This window comes from Solibacillus sp. GQ1 (assembly GCF_059758555.1).
In genome coordinates this window covers 2,287,388-2,308,551 of record NZ_JCAXEX010000001.1, presented here as the reverse complement: position 1 = coordinate 2,308,551, position 21,164 = coordinate 2,287,388, and the positions used below count along the sequence as shown (strand labels likewise).

General features: G+C 37.9%; 15 protein-coding genes. All 15 read left to right on the top strand.

Annotated features, from left to right (window positions below):
* Positions 1 to 50 precede the first annotated feature (50 nt).
* The 15 genes from AC6CH1_RS11760 (at position 51) to thrS (ending at position 21,117) form a co-directional block, all read left to right on the top strand.
* Positions 51 to 761 carry a response regulator transcription factor gene (locus AC6CH1_RS11760; protein ID WP_498317623.1) on the top strand — a complete coding sequence of 237 codons (711 nt, stop codon included), beginning with the start codon at positions 51 to 53 and terminating at the stop codon, positions 759 to 761.
* Positions 761 to 2,299: a two-component system histidine kinase PnpS gene (gene pnpS / locus AC6CH1_RS11755; RefSeq protein ID WP_498317622.1), complete on the top strand. Its 1,539-nt coding sequence runs from the start codon at positions 761 to 763 to the stop codon at positions 2,297 to 2,299. Before AC6CH1_RS11760 ends, pnpS begins: the two co-directional genes overlap by 1 nt.
* Before the next feature lie 256 nt (positions 2,300 to 2,555).
* Entirely contained in the window at positions 2,556 to 3,527 is a 972-nt protein-coding gene (hflK, locus tag AC6CH1_RS11750) for an FtsH protease activity modulator HflK (protein WP_498317620.1), read from the top strand.
* The gene (hflC, locus tag AC6CH1_RS11745) at positions 3,524 to 4,597 is read left to right on the top strand and encodes a protease modulator HflC (RefSeq protein ID WP_251686507.1); all 1,074 of its coding nucleotides are present in this window, start codon (positions 3,524 to 3,526) and stop codon (positions 4,595 to 4,597) included. Before hflK ends, hflC begins: the two co-directional genes overlap by 4 nt.
* A gap of 163 nt (positions 4,598 to 4,760) precedes the next feature.
* Positions 4,761 to 5,201 carry a DNA polymerase I gene (locus AC6CH1_RS11740; RefSeq protein ID WP_251686508.1) on the top strand — a complete coding sequence of 147 codons (441 nt, stop codon included), beginning with the start codon at positions 4,761 to 4,763 and terminating at the stop codon, positions 5,199 to 5,201.
* A 240-nt stretch (positions 5,202 to 5,441) separates the two neighbouring features.
* Positions 5,442 to 6,608 carry an ATP-grasp domain-containing protein gene (locus AC6CH1_RS11735; RefSeq protein ID WP_251686509.1) on the top strand — a complete coding sequence of 389 codons (1,167 nt, stop codon included), beginning with the start codon at positions 5,442 to 5,444 and terminating at the stop codon, positions 6,606 to 6,608.
* A gap of 56 nt (positions 6,609 to 6,664) precedes the next feature.
* Entirely contained in the window at positions 6,665 to 8,347 is a 1,683-nt protein-coding gene (locus AC6CH1_RS11730) for a methyl-accepting chemotaxis protein (protein WP_427708662.1), read from the top strand.
* A gap of 534 nt (positions 8,348 to 8,881) precedes the next feature.
* A complete protein-coding gene (gene polA, locus AC6CH1_RS11725; RefSeq protein ID WP_498317617.1) occupies positions 8,882 to 11,512 on the top strand; it encodes a DNA polymerase I in 2,631 nt (876 codons plus the stop codon).
* 12 nt (positions 11,513 to 11,524) lie between these two features.
* On the top strand, positions 11,525 to 12,397 hold the full coding sequence (gene mutM / locus AC6CH1_RS11720; protein ID WP_498317616.1) for a bifunctional DNA-formamidopyrimidine glycosylase/DNA-(apurinic or apyrimidinic site) lyase: 873 nt from the start codon (positions 11,525 to 11,527) through the stop codon (positions 12,395 to 12,397).
* 12 nt (positions 12,398 to 12,409) lie between these two features.
* Positions 12,410 to 13,006 carry a dephospho-CoA kinase gene (coaE, locus tag AC6CH1_RS11715; RefSeq protein WP_427708668.1) on the top strand — a complete coding sequence of 199 codons (597 nt, stop codon included), beginning with the start codon at positions 12,410 to 12,412 and terminating at the stop codon, positions 13,004 to 13,006.
* Between the two features lie 183 nt (positions 13,007 to 13,189).
* Positions 13,190 to 14,209, top strand: a complete 1,020-nt coding sequence (locus AC6CH1_RS11710; RefSeq protein ID WP_427708670.1) for a glyceraldehyde-3-phosphate dehydrogenase — start codon at positions 13,190 to 13,192, stop codon at positions 14,207 to 14,209.
* A 247-nt stretch (positions 14,210 to 14,456) separates the two neighbouring features.
* On the top strand, positions 14,457 to 14,924 hold the full coding sequence (gene nrdR, locus AC6CH1_RS11705) for a transcriptional regulator NrdR (RefSeq protein ID WP_251686514.1): 468 nt from the start codon (positions 14,457 to 14,459) through the stop codon (positions 14,922 to 14,924).
* Positions 14,925 to 14,946: 22 nt separating this feature from the next.
* Positions 14,947 to 17,688, top strand: coding sequence for a DnaD domain protein (locus AC6CH1_RS11700; protein ID WP_427708672.1), 2,742 nt, complete (start codon positions 14,947 to 14,949; stop codon positions 17,686 to 17,688).
* Entirely contained in the window at positions 17,681 to 18,640 is a 960-nt protein-coding gene (gene dnaI, locus AC6CH1_RS11695) for a primosomal protein DnaI (RefSeq protein WP_427708674.1), read from the top strand. The genes AC6CH1_RS11700 and dnaI overlap by 8 nt, the downstream gene beginning before the upstream one ends.
* Positions 18,641 to 19,185: 545 nt before the next feature.
* Positions 19,186 to 21,117: a threonine--tRNA ligase gene (gene thrS, locus AC6CH1_RS11690; protein ID WP_498317613.1), complete on the top strand. Its 1,932-nt coding sequence runs from the start codon at positions 19,186 to 19,188 to the stop codon at positions 21,115 to 21,117.
* Positions 21,118 to 21,164: the final 47 nt, after the last annotated feature.

Below are 21,164 nucleotides of genomic sequence, written 5' to 3'. Positions count from 1 at the left end.
AAGATTGATTTTGAGATGGGGGTTTCAAATCGATTTTGGAGGAACTTATAATGGTTAAAACGGTTTTAGTAGTAGAAGATGAAATGCCAATTGCAACATTATTAAAATATAACTTGGAACAAGCAGGTTTTGAAGTTCTATTGGCTCATGATGGTCAGGTGGGTCTTGATACAGCAGTAGAACAAACACCGGATCTGATTTTATTGGATTTAATGCTGCCAAAACTTGATGGTGTTGAAGTTTGTAAAGAATTACGACGTTTGCGCATCAATATACCGATTATTATGCTGACTGCGAGAGACGATGAATTTGATAAAGTATTAGGTTTAGAGCTCGGTGCGGATGACTATATGACAAAGCCATTCAGCCCACGTGAAGTAATTGCCCGAGTGAAGGCTGTGCTGCGACGTTTCTCTGGACCGGTTGTGGAAGAAACAGTCGAATCGAGTGAAGTAGTTTACTCATTCGGTAATTTAAAAGTTTTCCCGGAACGATTTGAAGCATTTATCGATGATGAGTCTTTGGAATTCACACCGAAAGAATTTGAATTGCTTGTTTACTTGCTTGAAAATAAAAACCGTGTTTTAACACGCGACCAGCTGCTTAGTGCCGTATGGAACTACGATTTTGCCGGGGATACTCGAATCGTAGACGTACATATTAGCCATCTGCGGGATAAAATTGAAGAAAATAGTCGTAAACCACTGTATATTAAAACAATCCGTGGTTTAGGTTATAAATTTGAGGAGCCAAAAAAATAATGAACGCAATGAAAAATCGTTTATTTTATTCGTTTATTTTAGTAATTGGATCAAGTTTAGCTGTTCTAGGACTGTTCATAGGGCAGCTTTTTCCATTTTTCGCAGATGAGTTTGTTCATGAAGTGACAAAGGATTCTGAGCAGCAATTGGAGCAAGTGATCGAGCAGGAACAGATTGAACTTACTGAGACACAGAAAGAAGCCATATTAGGCACTTATGCAATAGATAGACAGGCTGAAGGACTACAAAGCACGAAGCAGAAAATATATTTGATTATTGCTGCATTATTATTAGGCGGTTTAATTATTATGAGTTTTATGGCATACCGGGTTGTAAGCAATTTTATTACGCCGATTGTTAATATTACAAAAACTGCGAGAGAGCTCTCGAAAGGTAATTATCGTGCGCGTGCTTTTGCGAATGGACCGAATACAATTGTTGAGTTAAGAAATTCAGTTAACATTTTGGCGCGCAATTTACAGGATATTACGAAAACAAGAGCTATTGAAGAAGAACGTTTAAAAACATTGATTGAAAATATGGGCAGTGCATTAATGATGATCGACCGTGAAGGCAATATTTCGATTGTTAACAGGAAGTTCCAGACGTTGTTCGAGCTGCCGAAAGAGAAGCTCATTGGTAAGAATTTCATGATGCTCGGATTGCCAAAAGAGCTTGAAAAGTTTATCGATCATGTGTTTTTAACGGAATTACCATATCGTCAGCAGCTTGAAATGGAAATCGCAAATGAAGAATATTATGAGCAAGTTTATGGGGCACCAGTTGTTGGTGAACATGGACGCTGGCTTGGTGTTGTAATTGTTATGCATGATGTGAGTGAACTTGTGCGATTGGAGCAAATTCGAAAAGATTTCGTTGCGAATGTTTCGCATGAGCTGCGGACACCGATTACTTCGATTAAAGGATTTTCAGAGACACTTCTAGACGGGGCATTTAAAGATGAGCAGATGCTGTTGTCCTTTTTGACTATTATACACGATGAGAGCAATCGAATTCAGGTTCTCGTCAATGATTTGCTTGAGCTATCTAAAATTGAGCGGCATGGATTTACACTCGATGTGGTGCCAACAAAGTTGCAGGATATTTTAGTACGGGTTGTTGATTTGACAAGCTCACAATTAGAAAATAAAAATATGCAGTTTGATGTAGAGATAGTGCAGGATGCGGTTATTTTAGGTGATGTAAATCGTCTAATGCAAATTTTTACAAATTTAATTAACAATGCGATCGCTTATTCTAAAGAAGAAACTACCGTTACACTACGTATTAGTGCCAATGATCAATACGGAATATTTGAAGTGAAAGATGAAGGAATCGGTATTGAAAAAGCTGAGATATCACGTATTTTTGAGCGCTTTTACAGGGTAGACCGGGCACGAAGTCGAAATTCTGGTGGGACAGGTCTTGGTTTGTCCATTGTAAAGCATTTGATTGAAGCACATAACGGTAAAATCATAGTGGATAGTGAAGTAGGAAAAGGGACGAGTATTAAAGTGTTCCTACCTTTGAAGGGTTAAAATTTAACAGTAAATTTACAAAACATTAAATTGAACTTTATATTGCGGTGTTATAGTTCTTAATAGAAACCCCCGTTTCTAAAAGAAGGTAACGCTTAGCAAGAAAACTAAATATAATAATGAAGAAACTGCGTGAAAAGTTGGAAGCTTTTTGTGCGGTTTTTTTGTTTATATCTTATTTTGAAAAAATATGAAACTTTTACAATTCATTACCCGTAGAATAAGAGGAAATTGAAAAGTAAGGAGGCTTTATATGATGAGTGTAAAAAGAACATTAATGTGGGTAGCGCTTATTCTCATGGCTGTCGTAGGTATTATTGTTGTGACGACATCCTGGTATACAGTAGATGAATCGGAACAGGCAGTAGTGATTACATTTGGTCAAGCGGATGAAACAATACAAGATTCAGGACTTCATTTTAAATTACCGTGGCCAATACAGTCTGTAGAAATTTTATCAAAAGAAACGTACAGTTTACAGTTCGGCTATAAGCAAAACCCGGACGGTACGGTTGAAGCATTCGATAAAGAAACAAAAATGATTACAGGTGATGAAAATATTGTTTTAACAGATCTTGTTGTTCAATGGCGTATTGTTGAGCCGAAAAAATATTTATTTAGTTCACAGGAGCCGCGAGCGATTTTACATAATGCGACATCGAGTGCGATTCGTTCCATCATAGGCAGCTCAACAATCGATGAGGCATTGACGGATGGTAAAGCGGATATTGAAGCGGAGACACGCGAATTGCTTGTATCGTTAATCGAAAAATACGATATCGGGATTGGTGTTCTGGGAGTAAAGCTGCAAGATGTAGAGGTGCCGAATGCAGAAGTGCGTGCAGCTTTCACAGATGTTACTGATGCACGAGAGACAAAAAATACAAAGATTAACGAAGCGGAAAAATACGAAAACCAGCGAGTAAGTGAAGCGGTTGGTGAAGCAGCTGCAATTCTTTCGAAGGCAAAAGGGGAAAAGGCTTCACGTATCGAGCAAGCTACAGGTGAAGTAGCTTTATTTAACCAGCTTTATGATGAATATCGTCTGAATAAAGATATTACACGTGAACGATTAGTGCTCGAAACATTGGAGGCAGTTTTACCGAATGCCCAAATTTATATTATGAATGATGAAGGCAGCGGTACGATGAAGTACTTGCCGATCCAGCCAATGCAAACGACACCTCCTTCTACAGAAGAGAAAAAAGAAGGGAGCAAAAGTGAATGAGTAACAACAAAAATAACTTTGACGGCGATTTAGATGAGTTTGTGAAAAAATTGTTCGGCAACAAAAAAGGGTCGAAAGAAGTGAAGGAAGTACCGAAAGCAAACGACGCTGAACAACAAGTAAATAGCAGTAATACAAATGGAAAAAAAGCACCAACACCATTAAAGAAAGATAAGAAGCCGATAAATGTAAAACAATGGGTTTCTTCTGCTATTGTATTAACGGTTGTGTTTGCAGCGTTAATTGTCGTATTTGCGAATCTGTATATTGTTAAAGAAAATGAATATAAAGTAGTTCGTCAGTTCGGGGAAGTAGTGAAGTACGAAAGTGAACCGGGACTTCATATGAAAATCCCGTTCATTCAAAGTGTGACAACTTTACCAAGCAATTTAATGACACATGATATGACAGAAGAAGAGATCAGTACAAAGGATAAAAAGCGAATTATTATTGATAACTATACTGTTTGGCGTGTAACGGATCCAAAAGCGTTAATTTCAAATGCAGGACAGTTGCTCAATGCGGAAAGTCGTATGGAAGAGTTCATTTATTCGGCACTTCGTACAGAATTCGGTCAGACGGAATACGGCGATATTATTAATGAAAAGGATTCGAAACGCGGGAACATTAATGACCGTGTTACCCAACGCGTCAATGAATTAATCGATTCGGCCAATTTCGGTATTGAAGTAATTGATGTACGTATTCGCCGTACGGATTTACCGGAGGAGAACGAACAATCTGTTTATACAAGAATGGTTTCTGAACGTCAATCGATTGCGCAAAAGTATCTGTCAGAAGGGGATGCGGAAAAGCGCAGTAAAGAGGCGAAAACAGACCAGGAAGTTCAAGTGACTCTTGCGAAAGCAAACAAAGAAGCATCTGTCATCCGTGCAGAAGGAGAAGCACAGGCCGCACAAATTTATAATGCTGCATACTCGAAAGACCCGGAATTCTACAGTTTATTCAGAACGTTAGAATCATACAAGAAAACAATCGGCAATGAGACGATGATTATCATCCCGTCAGACTCGCCATATGCAAAACTGTTATCCGGACGATTGGATTAAAAAGTATGAAAACCATTTGGAATGTAACCGTTCTAAATGGCTTTTTTGTGTGGAAAAAATTACATTATTTAACTTCATTAAATTTTCAAATTATATTATTGGAAACTATTATTTTGCTGTTATACTATAGTATAGTTAGTTCATACAGGGGGAGTGGCAAAGTTTGAGTAAAGTAATACAGAATAGTTTAATCGCTTTTATTATGGCAACATCTGTAACGGCGCTTTTTTATCAATCTAATATTAATTTCGTGAAGGTGGAAATTTTTCATATACCAATTTTGTTTATTGCTATTTTAGTATTAAGTTTGTTTATTGCAGAAGATGTACGGGATTCGTTCAAGAAAGTGCTGTGGTTTGAAAAACGTGAAGATAAACGTCCAATCTGGCAAGTTGGTATTGGTATGATCTTTTACTTCACACAAATTGGTTTTGTAGAAGTATTTGCACGCGGGTTGATGCCATACGATTTAGGCGGCATGCCGATGTATGTCATCATTCCATTTTTAAATGCCTTTTTATTAACGGTTATTTTTGAAGAGATTTTTTATAAAGAAGAAAAAAACGGTGTACATGTAGTGAAGTTCAAAAATAAAATTAAATAAATATTTAGACCGCGCGGGATTTTATCCCACGCGGTTTTTGTTTATTATAGCAAGTTTAATTAAATAAAATTGAAAATAAATAGGAAAATTTGAATAAGTGTGTATAATATAACAAGTGTAGTATTTTGTGCATATAATGCAATAATTTTTTTAGGGTATAAATACTTATATATTCAGAAAAATTAGGTAATAATGCACGTTAATTAATTATTAGTTCATACATATAAGGAAGTGAAAGTTTTGATTCTATTAGATACAGCTTATGTATCCCCACTCTTAGCAGAAACATTGATCGAAAAGAAAGTAAAGGTTTTGGATATTCAACAACAGTTGATTCTAAATCACAAATCAGAAGATGACCAAAATCTGGTGAAAGTATTTCAACAAGAGGATTTAATCATCATGAATTCTGAAGAAGCCATTCAGATTCTAAATGAATATTATGCAGAATCGCATGTAACAAAAACAGCGAATTTATTTAAAAATAAATTTGCATTCAGAAAGCGTTTAGCTGAGAGTTATCCTAATTTCTTTTTTTTAGAAACTACTTCAGGTGAGTTAGGGCAACTTGATCTATCCTCACTACCCTATCCGTTAATCTTTAAGCCGACAGTCGGTTACTCAAGTGTTGGGGTTTACAGGGTAGAGAATCCACAAGAATTCCAAAGTATAATCGATAAAATGGAAGAGACGATGGAACAATCGAGTGAAGACGATTCAAAGGATGTTTTGGGTAGCGAAACCTTTATCGTTGAAAGTTATATTGAGGGGCAGGAATTTGCAATCGATCTTTTCTACGATGAAAAGAATGATCCGGTTGTGCTCAATTTATTTGCACGTATGTTCAAAGACGAAAAAGATATGAGTGATCGTATTTATTATACGAGCAAGCAAGTGCTGCAAAATTACTTAGCTCCGATTACCGAGTATCTGCAAGGACTTGGGGAGATCTTCAATTTACGGAAAATGCCGCTGCATGTAGAACTGCGCATGGATGATGAAGGAACAATTATACCAATTGAAGTGAATCCATTACGCTTTGCTGGTGCAGGTACGACCGAATTAGGAAGTTTTGCATATGGGGTTAACTCGTACGACTATTTCTTCGAACAGAAAAAACCGGATTGGGCTGCCTTAATAAACGCAATGGACAATAAAATTTACAGCTTTACTTGTGCCGAGTTTGAAGGTGAGATAAAGATTGATGACGGGCTTGTGATACACCATGAATTATTGCAGAAACAATTCCACCATATTTTAGAATATCGTCATATTCCGTACGGTCAGGGTGCGACGTTTGCTGTCATTTTCTTTAGCAGTGAATCGTTGGCCCAAAATGACCATATCTTATCGTTGGACTTTATGGAATATGTAGAAAAAGAAGAAAAGTTGTATGTGAAAAATTAAATTTGGGGGGAAGCTTGGTTAAAACAATTTCATAATTGTTTTAAAGAGCAATGTAAATGTTAAAAAAATTTAATTCAGTAAAAACCAAGATTTTATTAGGAATTTTAGTTCCAATTATTTTATTAAGTGTTGTTTTTAGTTCGATTCTATTTTTGGTTTCCAGCAACTTAATTAATAACCAGATCATTCCGCAGCACAACCAAAACTTATTGTTGAGTATGGAAAAATTCAGTACGCTTTTTGACGCGGATATAGTGAATGATGCTAAGAAAAACAAGGCTTCATATGAAAAATTACTGGAAGCCACAACCGATTTCCAAAATGATTTTGATTTGGAAAATGCCTATATTATGAGTAAAGTCGATGGAGAGGAAGTTATTCTGGTATTGGGGAATTCGGAAGATTACCTGACACCGCTTGCTTTTACAGAAGAACAGACAGCGGCACTTTCCACAACGGAAACAGTGGCGAGCGATATCTATGAAGATGATTATGGAAAACACCAATCAACCTTTCTTCAAATTCCTGGGACGGATTCTGTTCTGGGATTGGATGCGGATGCGGATTTTATTGATGAATTGAATAGATTGTTAATTATAATTATAGTTGCTTCACTGCTTGTTGCATTGATTATAGGCTCAATTATAGCGGTTATGGTTTCAAAAAAAATTGTGAATCCTTTAAATCAGCTTTTAAACCACACTGAAATTGTGGCACAGGGTGATTTATCAAAACAATTGGAAGTATACAGTGATGACGAAATCGGGCGTTTAACAACTAGCTTCTCGGATATGCAAACGCAATTGAGAGAGACTATCTACCATGTAACCGACACATCCGACCATGTTGAGGAAGGTTCTTCGATATTAAAAGAGACGGTAGAACAGTTAACAATTACATCGAATCAGGTATCGGGCGCGATACAGGAAATTGCTTCTAGCACTGAGCTAATTACAGAAGGCGCTGTACAAAACCGGGTGGCAGTGGAACAGATCGCATTCAAAATTGAAGAAATTTCTAATGTTACGAAATTAGTGGCTCAGGAGGCGATAGATACCAATACTGTCGCAACACAAGGAATAGAAGTTATTCATAAGTCTGTTGCAGGAATCGAAACAATTAATGAAACGGCGAAAATGTCATTAATGAAAACAGAACAAATGAATAGCCGTTCTTTAGAAGTTGGTCAAATCACGAAAATTATTTCAAGTATTTCAGATCAAATCAACTTACTTGCTTTAAATGCGGCAATCGAAGCGGCAAGAGCTGGGGAATACGGGAAAGGTTTCGCAGTAGTAGCGGATGAAGTTCGTTCATTGGCAGAACAATCGGCGAATTCGGCGAGTGATATTACGACATTGATTAATGAAATGCAAAAAGATTCAAATGAATCTGTTGTTGCAATTAATAATGTTGTAACGAAAATCGAGCAGGAAAGCGTGACGATCTACTCGGCTGTTGAAACATTTAATACAATTTCTAAATTAGTGGATAATATGAAAAATGAAATTCAAAATGTAACAGATGCATTCCAAGGAATCGCAACGGACTCTAATCGGGTACTTGAAACAACGGATATAACGGTTCACTCATTGGAAGAAACCAATGAGCATTCTCAAAGTATTGCTGCATCAATAGAAGAACAGACAGCATCGACTGAAGAAATGCTGAGCATCGCACACGAATTGAATGAAATGATTATTAAGTTAAAAGGACAAATTAATCACTTCAAAATATAAAGAATTTTTTAGTTGTATAAATAACTTCTAAACTAATATGAACTTAATTCAATGATGGAAAAATCCAGATTATGCTATATTGCATTCCTCTGGATTTTTTCTTTTTAGGCGTGGAATACATGTTGCGGAAAGTTTCTGTTTACATGGATTTTAAGATAGAGTTAGATATGAGTCATTGCGATTAAAGGGTATTGCCTGCTGATGTTTAAGTCCTTGGTAGGGACAGTCGCTTTGCGTCCGGCTTAATTGTGGTGAATAAGAATTTTATTGTAGAAGAATTTGCGTTTATGTTGGCAATTCATCGCAATAATCGCTAAAGTAGAAGGAGAACATACAATCGTAACTTAACTTCTTTCGGTGCGTTTTGAATACACGCCAGAAGTTGATGCCTCCGGGTGGAGCAACAGATTCGGCAAAGAGTATTTAAAAGAAATTCAGGTTAAAAGCGTTGGATGACTGATTCGTATCCTGTGAACCTGACTCGAATCCGGGTGTAATCACACCGAGGTGAAATTGATTAATGGAGGAACGCGCATGACAAAACAAAAATTGCTTTTACTAGATGGAAACTCATTGGCTTATCGTGCCTTTTTTGCATTGCCGCTGCTTACAAATGACAGTGGGATTCATACAAATGCGACATATGGTTTTACGACGATGCTGCAAAAAATTATCGGTGAGGAAAATCCGACACAAATGCTTGTTGCTTTCGATGCCGGGAAAACGACTTTTCGTCATGAGTCGTTCGGTGAATATAAAGGGGGACGTCAAAAAACTCCGCCAGAGCTTTCCGAACAATTCCCATATATTCGAAAACTGATTGATGCATACAACATTAAACGCTATGAACTGGAAATGTACGAAGCAGATGACATTATCGGAACGTTAGCAAAACAGGCTGCTGGACAAGGGATCGAAGTAATCGTTGTTTCGGGAGATAAAGATTTAACGCAGCTCGCAACTGAGGATGTCACAGTCTATATTACCCGTAAAGGGATTACCGATATTGAAAAATATACACCGGCACATATTGAAGAAAAGTATGGACTGACACCGGAGCAAATTATCGATATGAAAGGGCTTATGGGTGATCAATCCGATAATATTCCGGGAGTTCCAGGCGTTGGTGAAAAAACAGCGATTAAATTATTGAAGGAACACGGGACGATTGAAAAATTATATGAAGCGATGGATTCATTGAAAGCTTCGAAAATGAAAGAAAAGCTGGTAGACAATGAAGAAATGGCTCACTTATCAAAAAAGCTTGCGACAATTCATACAGATGCACCACTAACAATTTCACTTGATGATTTAGCATATGCAGGTCCGGATGAGGAAGCACTTCTTAATGTATGGCAAGAGCTTGGCTTTAAATCTTTAATCGAAAAAAGTGATTTTGAAACAGTAGAAACAGAACAAGCTGAATTAGTATTTGAAAATGTACAGGCTATTACAGGCGACATGTTAAAAGAAACGATGGCAATCCACCTCGAGTTGGAAAATGAACATTACCATAGCTGTAATGCCCTCGGTTTAGCCTTGTCAGACGGAGAACGTACGGTTTACACAGCGATTGATAATGTAGTTGATAATGCGGACTTAAAAGCATGGATGCAAGATGAAACTAAGAAAAAGTATATTGTGGACAGTAAAGCAACACAAGCAATGCTCCATCGTTTAGGGATTGAGCTTAAAGGCGTGGAGTTTGACTTATTGTTAGCTTCGTACATTTTAAAGCCGTCGATATCAGGTGATGATGTGGCAACACTTGCAAAGGAATCCGGTTACCAGGATGTACAATCCAATGAAGCAATCTACGGAAAAGGGGCGAAGTGGGTTGTTCCAGGTGCGGATCATGTAGCTGAACATGTGAGCCGAAAAGCAGTAGCAGTTTGGAAGCTGCAGCCTTTATTAGAGCAAAAGCTGAAGGAAAATGAACAGTTTGAATTATACAAAGAGCTGGAGCTGCCGCTTGCACATATTTTAGGGAAAATGGAGAGCGAAGGGATAACTGTCAATATTGATACATTACGTCAAATGGGCGATGATTTGAAGGCAAAGCTTGAAGTAATGGAAGCGACAATTTATGAGCTGGCAGGCGAGAAATTCAATATTAATTCACCGAAACAGCTTGGTGTTATCTTATTTGATAAATTAGGCTTACCTGTCATTAAAAAGACAAAGACAGGATATTCAACAGCAGCCGATGTACTGGAGAAGTTACAGTCCGAGCATGACATTGTGAAGCATATTCTTGAGTACCGAACGCTTGCGAAACTGCAGTCAACATATATTGAAGGTTTAATAAAAGAAGTGCATAAAGAAGATTCAAAAGTGCATACCCGATTCCAGCAGGCATTAACTTCAACTGGGCGTTTAAGCTCAACAAACCCGAATTTACAAAATATCCCGATTCGTTTAGAAGAAGGACGCAAAATTCGAAAAGCGTTTGTTCCGTCGAAAAAGGATTGGATTTTGTTTGCGGCGGATTATTCACAGATTGAGCTGCGCGTATTGGCTCATATGTGCGGGGATGATGCGCTTGTAGAGGCATTCCAGCAAGGGATGGACATCCATACGCGTACGGCAATGGATGTGTTTAATCTTGAAAATCCGAATGATGTGACAAGCTTAATGCGTCGCACAGCAAAAGCTGTAAACTTTGGTATTGTATATGGAATCAGTGATTATGGCTTATCACAAAGCCTTGATATTACACGTAAAGAAGCGGGGATTTTCATTGAAAACTACTTGCAAAGCTTCCCTGGTGTAAAAAACTATATGGATACAAGTATTGAAGAGGCAAAGAAAGCAGGTTTCGTTACAACGATTTTAAATCGCCGCCGCTACTTGCCGGACATCACAAGCTCGAACTTCAATTTAAGAAGTTTTGCTGAACGTACTGCGATGAACACACCGATCCAAGGAAGTGCCGCGGACATTATAAAAAAAGCAATGATTGATATGAATGCGCGCCTTGAACAAGAAGGACTACAGACAAAGCTATTATTGCAAGTACACGATGAACTGATTTTTGAAGCACCAAAAGAAGAAGTTGAAATTTTAGAACGTATCGTACCTGAAGTTATGGAAAATGCAATTAAGTTAAATGTGCCGTTAAAGGTTGAATTTTCATATGGTCCTACATGGTACGATGCGAAATAAGGAGTACCATTTATGCCAGAATTACCAGAAGTAGAAGGGGTCGTACGTGATTTACGGCCAATCGTAGAAGGGAAGACGATTGAATCTGTCTCTTTATCGGATGTCGTTTATACATCGCATGAGGCAGGTAAACAGGCGATTGTAAAAAACGCAAAGCCTTCTCAATTTGAATTATTAGTACGCGATATGACAATCGAGAAATTGGAGCGCAGATCAAAATATATATTCTTTCATCTAAAGAAAAATGATGAACGTTTTATTTTAGTGAATCATTTAGGGATGAGTGGCGCATGGTTTGTTGTGAATGATGTGGTGGAGATAACGGAAGGAAAATTCCGTAAGCATATCCATGCGATATTTACATTGGCAAGCGGAGAATTGCTTGTCTATGCTGATATCCGCCGTTTTGGTGAATTGCGCTTTATTAAAGAAATCGCCGATCATCCGCCATTGTTAAAAATGGCACCGGAGCCTTTTGATGAAATCGCCTGTGATTTTTTCCTCATGCAAAGTGAAAAATCCAAATTCGCAAAAAAACCGATTAAAGAGGTCATCATGGATGGTCAGGTGATTTCGGGTTGCGGCAATATTTATGCCACCGAAGCATTGTTCAAAATGCTTATTCATCCGGGGAAAACAACGGGTGAGTTAAGTCGTGAGCAAAAGACAAAACTCTTTCATGTAATTTGTGACGTATTGCAGGAAAGCATTGATTCGGGCGGATCGACAATTTCAGACTACCGGAGTATTAATGGTGGTGCAGGAACAATGCAGCATCGACTGAAAATGTATGGGAAAAAGCAATGTGTTGTATGTGAAACAAATACAGAATCTCTCGTTATCGCGGGTAGAACATCAACATATTGTCCGCAATGTCAAAAGTAAAGGGGAATTGCTGTGATTATAGGTTTAACTGGTAGTATTGCCAGCGGAAAGAGCACAGTTGCAAAAATGATTAAGTCATACGGATTGCCGATTGTTGATGCAGATGTAGTAGCACGACAAGTAGTCGAGCCTGGTACGCCGACATTGAAAAAAATTGCAGAAGCATTTGGACCGGAAGTCATTGCACAAGATGGTTCAATGGATCGTGTAAAAGTGGGAAGTATTATTTTTCATAATGAGGAAATGCGGCAAACTTTAAATGGCATCATACATCCGGCTATTCGTGAAGAAATGCTGCGTCAGCGTGATGAATTTATCTCGTTTGGTGAAAAAAATGTTTTCATGGATATTCCGCTGCTATTCGAAAGTAAGCTGGAACATTTCGTAGAAAAAATTATTGTAGTTTCTGTAAATAAAGAAGTGCAGCTACAGCGCTTAATGGAACGAAATGGCTTTACGGAAGAAGAAGCAAATGCCCGTATAGCGACACAGATTCCGGTCAAAGAAAAGGAACAGTTAGCTGATGCAGTTATTCATAATAATGGCACGCTGGAAGATACAGCAATTCAGCTTCAAAATATTTTGTATGAGTGGAACGTCCTGAAGTAAAATAAAACCTCAACTAATTTTATTAAAAGTTGGTTGAGGTTTTTATTTTGAGGGTATGTATTATCTGAAAATAACAAATTTAATTAAGCGGATTAAATATGTTCAACTTTTTATAATATGTGTTATACTAATCAACGAATAAATAAAACGAATGAATCGTACTTTTAGGAGGATTTAAATAATATGACAGTTTCTATTGCAATTAATGGTTTTGGCCGCATTGGTCGTATGGTGTTCCGACAAGCAATGATGCGTGGTGACGTGAATATCGTAGCAGTGAACGCAAGCTATCCATCTGAAACGTTAGCACATTTAATTAAGTATGACACAAATCATGGTGTTTTCCCGGGAACTGTAGAAGCAGTCGAAGGTGCTTTAATTGTAAACGGCAAACGTGTTGAATTAGTTAGTGAACGTGATCCATTAAAATTACCATGGGCTCAAATGGGTGTAGATATCGTAATCGAAGCTACTGGTAAATTCAATGAACGTGAAAAAGCAGCAAAACATATTGAAGCTGGCGCGAAAAAAGTTATTTTAACTGCTCCTGGTAAAAATGAAGATATTACCGTTGTTTTAGGTGTAAATGACGATAAATTGGATTTATCAAAGCATGATGTCATTTCAAATGCATCTTGTACGACAAACTGTTTAGCTCCTGTAGCAAAAGTATTAAACGATGAGTTCGGTATTGTAAACGGTTTAATGACAACAGTTCACGCTTATACAAACGATCAAAACAACATCGATAACCCACACAAAGATTTACGTCGTGCGCGTAACTGCGGATCATCTATTATCCCGACTTCAACTGGTGCAGCAAAAGCATTGCGTCTTGTATTACCGGAATTGGATGGGAAAATCCACGGTATGGCATTACGTGTGCCAACACCAAACGTTTCTTTAGTTGATTTAGTTGTAGATGTAGAAAAAGACGTAACAGTAGAAGAAGTAAATGCAGCATTTAAAGAGGCAGCTGAAGGCAAAATGAACGGTATTTTAAACTTCTCTATGGAGCCATTAGTATCTTCTGACTACAATACAACAACATACTCATCTACTGTAGACGGTTTAACTACAATTGTATTAGGTGACCGTAAAGTAAAAGTCATCGCTTGGTATGATAATGAGTGGGGTTACTCTGCTCGCGTAGTAGACTTAACAAAGAAAATTGCAAATGAATTAGCAACAGTAAATGCATAATTTATTGCTTTATTAGTGTGATTAAACACTTTAAAAAGGCATAAATACGCGACCTAATAACACAGAAAGAACCTTTTGCAGAAAGTAAATCATTTTTGCAAAAGGCTTTTTCTATTGTGTGAAGCAACAATGCACTATATAATTGAATGACTTTCCATTGGAAAATTTCAACGCGCGTGAAGCACTATTTCAAGCGCGTTGTTTTTGTTATAATAGAATTAAACTAACTTTTAGGAGAAATTATTATATGAGATGTCCAGCTTGTCAATACAATGGGACACGCGTTGTAGACTCAAGACCTGTTGATGATAATAAAGAAATTCGCAGACGTCGTGAATGTGAATCATGTGCCTTTCGCTTTACGACATTTGAAAAAATTGAAGAAACACCGTTAATCGTTGTGAAAAAGGATGGTTCACGCGAGGAGTTTAGCCGTGAAAAAGTATTGCGTGGTCTAATACGCGCATGTGAAAAACGCCCGGTTGCATTAGATCAATTAGAAGAGATTGTTTTATCGATTGAAAAAGAATTGCGCCGATTAGGCAATGCTGAAGTACGTTCGGAAGATGTCGGGGAGATGGTAATGGACCGACTTGCGAAAATCGATGAAGTTGCCTATGTACGCTTCGCATCTGTTTATCGCCAATTTAAAGATATTACTGTATTTATCGAGGAACTGAAAGAAATTATGACCCGTCAGTCAAATGACAAATAAGTGTTAGGAGGGATAAATGGTAATGATGAATCAGCTAAATCCATATGACCATTGTGAAATTCATTGCCCTCAAACTATCACTAGTGAGCATCAGCTTGCATTGCAATTATGCTATCAGCCGATTATCGGTGTTGAAGCTACGGCACTATATTTAAAGTTATGGGTTGAAACACAACAACACGAAAAGGCAACTTGTTTTCATAGCAACCTGCTCGATTCATTAAGTTTTAAACCGAAGCAACTACTGCAAGCAAGAATCGTATTAGAAGCAATTGGTTTAGTGAAGTCATTTGAGAAGATGATGGATTCATATAAATCGATGAAGTATATTTTATATCCGCCATTGACTGGCCATGACTTCTTTGACGATTCGATTCTTTCTGTAGCGCTTTTACGGAAAATCGGGCGCGAACAGTATGAATCATTACGAAATAACTTATCGAAACATGATATTTCCTTACATGGCTATAAAGATGTCACATGCAGCTTTAATGATGCATTTGTTGCAATAACAGAAACTGAGCTAAAGCAAGTCATGCAGGAAAATACAGGTTCGGTAAATGAACGTTCAAAAATGTCGTACCCGTTTGAGTATGACTTATTTGATTTTAAAAGCTTCATGATGGGTATGAGCCAAAACTTAATCCCAAGTAAATTATTTACACTGGATATTAAGATTGCCATTGCTAAATTAGCGTTTATGTATAATTTCTCTGTGACGGATATGCAAAGAATAGTGTTATTGGCATGGGATACAGATGAAGGACTTACGAAAAAAGAGCTTGAAAAACGCTGTGAAGAGTACTACCAGCTGAACGTAGGTGTCGCAAAGCCGAAACTGATTAAAAAACAGGACATTTTCCGTTCGGTGGAAGTAATCAACTCTGCGCCTGCGAAAACACAGCAAAATATTAATGATAAAGAAGGTTTAATCGAGTATTTAGAAAAAACCTCACCGATTGAAGTTTTCCAAAAATTTAATGGTTATTTGCCTCCGGAATCTGTTGTAATGGAATTTAATTATTTCCTTAGAAAAGGGGTTTCTTACGGTACATTGAATGTTTTGATCCATTATATTTCAATGAATGACGAATTAAATTATAATAAAAACTTTATGAAGGTAGTCATGAATAACTGGCTTAAAAAAGGTGCAAAAACCGCTGAAAATACAATGGAAATTGCAAAGGTTGAACATAGCTACCGTGATCGTAAATCGAAAAACTTATCGCAAATTACGGTTACGAATAACGATTTGAATAAAGTTGAAGAAAATAATAACTCGAAAACCGATTCTCCTGATTCAGCGCTCGTTGATTTTAAAAATTCTACACCTTATCAGTATTTGCTGATTTTGACTCATGGTGAAGAACCATTTTCAGGGCATGTAAAAATAGCAGAATCGCTTTACAGTTCTTATGATATCCCGATAGAAGTGGCAAACGTCATCATTCGTCATGTGTGGGATTCGACAAAAGGCAACTTGCCGGAATCATTTGTAGAAGCATTGGCCTCTGAAATCCGGTACAATCAAATTAAAACGGCCGAACAAGCATTAGACTATATTGAAAAGCGAAATGAACGCAATCTTATTAAAGTTACAGAAGATTATTTAACGGTTGATGACCAGTCGATTCACTATGATAAAACGGTACCTTATTATTTCCTGAAATCACTGTATAAAGGGAAAAAACCGGTGAAATTTATTGTTGATTTAGCCGAGGAACTCGTATTGCAGCAAGGCCTCTCGGTAGGTGCAGTCAATGTGCTGATGGAATATGCCTATAATGAGAGCAATGGGAAACTAACGAAAAACTTTGTGCAGTCTATCGCCGGAAACTGGATGTTAAACCCTCCGGCAAACGCTTTAGAAGCTCTTCGTATTGTAGAAGAAAGCGATGGATCTCAGTTGAAGGCATCTAAAATTACGATGGATACACCGCTCGCATTTAAAGTTACCGTAAAAGATATGTCAAAATGGATTCCGGCTTTCGACGAAACATTGCCATATGATTTCATGAGAAATTTACTTAACGGTAAAGAACCGGTTGAAATGTTAGTGAAGCAAGTGGATGATCTTGTATTAAAACATGGCATTAAAGTCGGAGTTGTCAATGCCATTCTTGAATTTATATTAACGAATAAAACGAGCCGTTTTGGACGTAATCAAATTCAGACACTTGCATTGAATATGCAGTTGAAAAACATCTTATTGGCTAAAGATGCACTTGCTTACATTGAATCGAATTATAAAGAAAATAAAGTAGACGTGAAAATTACCGAGCAGGATTTACTGAAATACTATCCAGGGGATTATGTGTTTACACCCGAATTGGCCCGCTATGAAAAACAGACGCCATATGCATTTACAAAAGAGTTAAACGATGGTCATGAGCCGTTTGCGTATGTTGTTGCAACAGCGGAAAAATTGATCCTGCATTATAAGATGATCCCGGCTGTCGTCAATTACATGTTAGAGTATGTAATGGAAAAAACAGAAGGTGCATTGCCTGAAAAATATATTAACAGTGTCGCAAATACATGGCGAAACAACAAAATTCAGACAATTAATCAAGCGAAGATTTATACTGAAATGCAAGATAAGAAAAACAAACAGCGCGGGGCGAGAAAAGTTGGCGTAGTTCCGGATTGGTTTAAAGAAAAAGATCAGGAACCAGTACAACAAGCTAATTCCAACAATACTCAAAACCAAATTGATTTTGAAGAGCAGCGCAAAAAATTATTAGAGCAATTAAATAGTGATTAAAAAGCAGGTGAGTACTATCGAACCAATAAAAGATTCGCTCAATAAAATAAATATCCCATCATTTGAGCAAAAATATAATGAATTAAAAACCCGGGTCCTTTCACATCCAAGCGTAATACAGTTTATGAATGACCATAATATGACGGAAAACTCGGCTGTTATTCAATATGGAATGACGACTCTTTTTGAATTTGTAGAGCAAAAGCACACTTGCTGTGGGGCCGGTTCTACATCGCAGTGTCAAAATTTCTATAAAGGTCATGTTCCGCAGTTAATGCTTTCGAATGGTCAGATTAATATTATCTACCGCAAGTGCGAACAAATGCTTAAAGAAGATGATCAGCGTGAACTAGCTTCAATGATGAAGACGATGTATATGCCGAAAGATGTTCTGAAGGCAGATTTTAATGAAATGGATATGAATGATAATTCCCGCATGGCTGCGACACAGTTTATGGTTGAATTCAGGAAACAATATCGTGAAACGAAAGAGCTTCCTGCAAAAGGGCTGTATTTATACGGCACATTTGGTGTTGGGAAAACCTATATTTTAGGCGCCATCGCTAATGCTTTGTCGAAAGAACGTATTCAAACTTTATTAGTATATATGCCGGAATTCATCCGTGAATTAAAGTCGTCGGTAACAGAAGGATCGATTGAGCAGAAAATTGATTTTGTAAAAAAAGTGCCGGTATTAATGCTCGATGATGTAGGTTCAGAGCCGATTTCAACATGGACAAGAGATGAAATTATCGGTTCAATCCTTCATTATCGTATGGCGGAAAAATTGCCGACATTCATCTCTTCAAACTTTAATTACAAACAGCTGGAAGAACAATGGTCCGTAACTGAACATGGGGCAATCGATGAAATGAAATCGGGCCGTATTTTACAGCGAGTACAAGCATTAACGACACCGCTTGAAATTACAGGAACAAACCGCAGAAAATAAATTATTGAAAGTTTTAATTTTCAATATTGCATTTCTGCAAAATCGAGCGTATACTTTGTACGTAAATAAACAATAAATGCATTGAAGAGGACAACAAGTTTAACGAACTGGCTTTTAGAGAGGGAAGACACGGCTGCAAGCTTCCTAGCACAAGCGTTATACTTTACTACCTTGGAGCAGTGACGGGGCCAATCCGTCATCGTTTCTCAGTACGTTAACTGACCGAGAGCTTCTGATTCGTTTTAACGAAGAAGGAAGAAGGGTGGCACCACGAGCATACAGCATCGTCCCTTTGTTGGGACGGTGCTTTTTATTTTGCCTTAATATATTTTGGCTGATAAAAAATATTGGGAGCAAATTAATTTATAGCTATAGATTAGTTGATTGTAGGGCGGCGACTCCAGCGGGAATAGCGTGACGCCTGAGACGCTCGTGTAAGGCCACGCCCGCGGAAAGCGTCCGCCCCGAAACGGAAATCAACGGATTAGGATGACGACACTTTGCTACTCTCAATTAAATAAAAACCTTATAAGGAGGACAACAACATGTCAGAAATGATCAAATTAACATTCCCGGATGGCGCAGTAAAGGAATTTGCCAAGGGAACATCTACATTGGACGTTGCAGGCTCAATCAGCCCAGGTCTAAAAAAATCAACATTAGCAGGTAAAATCAACGGCACATTAATCGATGCAAAAACAGGAATCGAGCAAGATGGTGCAATCGAAATCATTACAATTAAATCAGACGAAGCATTAGAAATTCTTCGTCACTCTACTGCCCACTTAACAGCACAGGCAGTAAAACGTCTATACCCGGATGCAAAATTAGGTATCGGTCCAGTTATCGATTCAGGCTTCTACTATGACATCGATTCACCAACACCAATCACTGCAGAAGATTTACCGGCAATTGAAAAAGAAATGAAAAAAATTATTTCCGAAAACATCGAAATTGAGCGTAAAAACGTTTCTCGTGATGAAGCACAAAAAATTTACGAGGAAGTTGGCGACGAGTATAAATTAGAACTACTTGAAGCAATTCCAGCAGATGATCAAGTATCAATTTACTACCAAGGCGATTTCTTTGATCTTTGCCGTGGTGTACACGTACCATCTACAGGCAAGTTAAAAGAGTTCAAACTATTATCATTAGCTGGTGCTTACTGGCGCGGGAACTCAGACAACAAAATGCTGCAACGTATTTACGGTACTGCATTCTTCACTAAAGACGAGTTGAAGCACCACCTTCAAATGCTTGAAGAAGCAAAAGAACGTGACCACCGTAAAATCGGTAAAGAATTGGATTTATTCATGACTAGCCAAACAGTTGGTCAAGGTTTACCACTTTGGTTACCAAACGGTGCAACAATCCGCCGTACTATTGAACGCTATATTGTTGATAAAGAATTATCTTTAGGTTACAAACACGTTTATACACCAGTACTTGGCTCGAAAAAATTATACGAAACATCAGGACACTGGGAGCACTATCAAGATGGCATGTTCCCGCCAATGGAAATGGACAATGAAACACTTGTTTTACGTCCAATGAACTGTCCTCACCATATGATGGTATTCAAAAACGGTCTGCACTCTTACCGTCACTTACCAATCCGTATCGCAGAACTTGGCACAATGCACCGATATGAAATGAGTGGTGCCGTATCTGGTCTGCAACGAGTACGCGGAATGACTTTAAATGATGCGCACATTTTCGTACGTCCGGATCAAATTAAAGCAGAATTCAAAAAAGTAGTGGAATTGATTTTAGAAGTATATAAAGACTTTGATCTTAAAGATTTCTCATTCCGCCTTTCTTACCGTGACCCGAATAACACTGAGAAATACTTTGATGACGATCAAATGTGGGAAACTGCACAAGCGATGTTAAAAGAAGCAATGGATGAGCTTGGTTATGATTACTTCATCGCAGAAGATGAAGCAGCATTCTATGGTCCGAAGCTAGACGTTCAAGTAAAAACAGCAATTGGTAAAGAAGAAACATTATCGACTGCACAACTTGACTTCTTATTGCCACAACGCTTTGACCTTTCTTACATTGGTGAAGACGGTCAGCCTCAACGCCCAGTTGTTATCCACCGTGGTGTTGTATCGACAATGGAACGTTTCGTAGCATTCTTGATTGAAGAATATAAAGGGGCATTCCCGACTTGGTTGGCACCGGTGCAAGCAACAATTATTCCTGTATCAAATGCAGTGCACTATGATTATGCACGCGAAGTACAAGAAAAATTAGCTGCAGCTGGTATCCGTGTGGAAATGGATGACCGCGAAGAAAAACTAGGTTATAAAATCCGTGAAGCACAAATGCAAAAAATCCCGTACATGCTTGTACTTGGAGATAAAGAAGTTGCAGAAAATGCGGTAAATATCCGCCGTTACGGTTCAAAGGATTCAGAAACAATCAGCTTTGAACAGTTCCTTGCAGACATTACAGCAGAAGTGAAGAAATAAGAAGAAGAAGGCGTCCCGCACTTTGTGGGACGCCTTTTTGGTTTTTT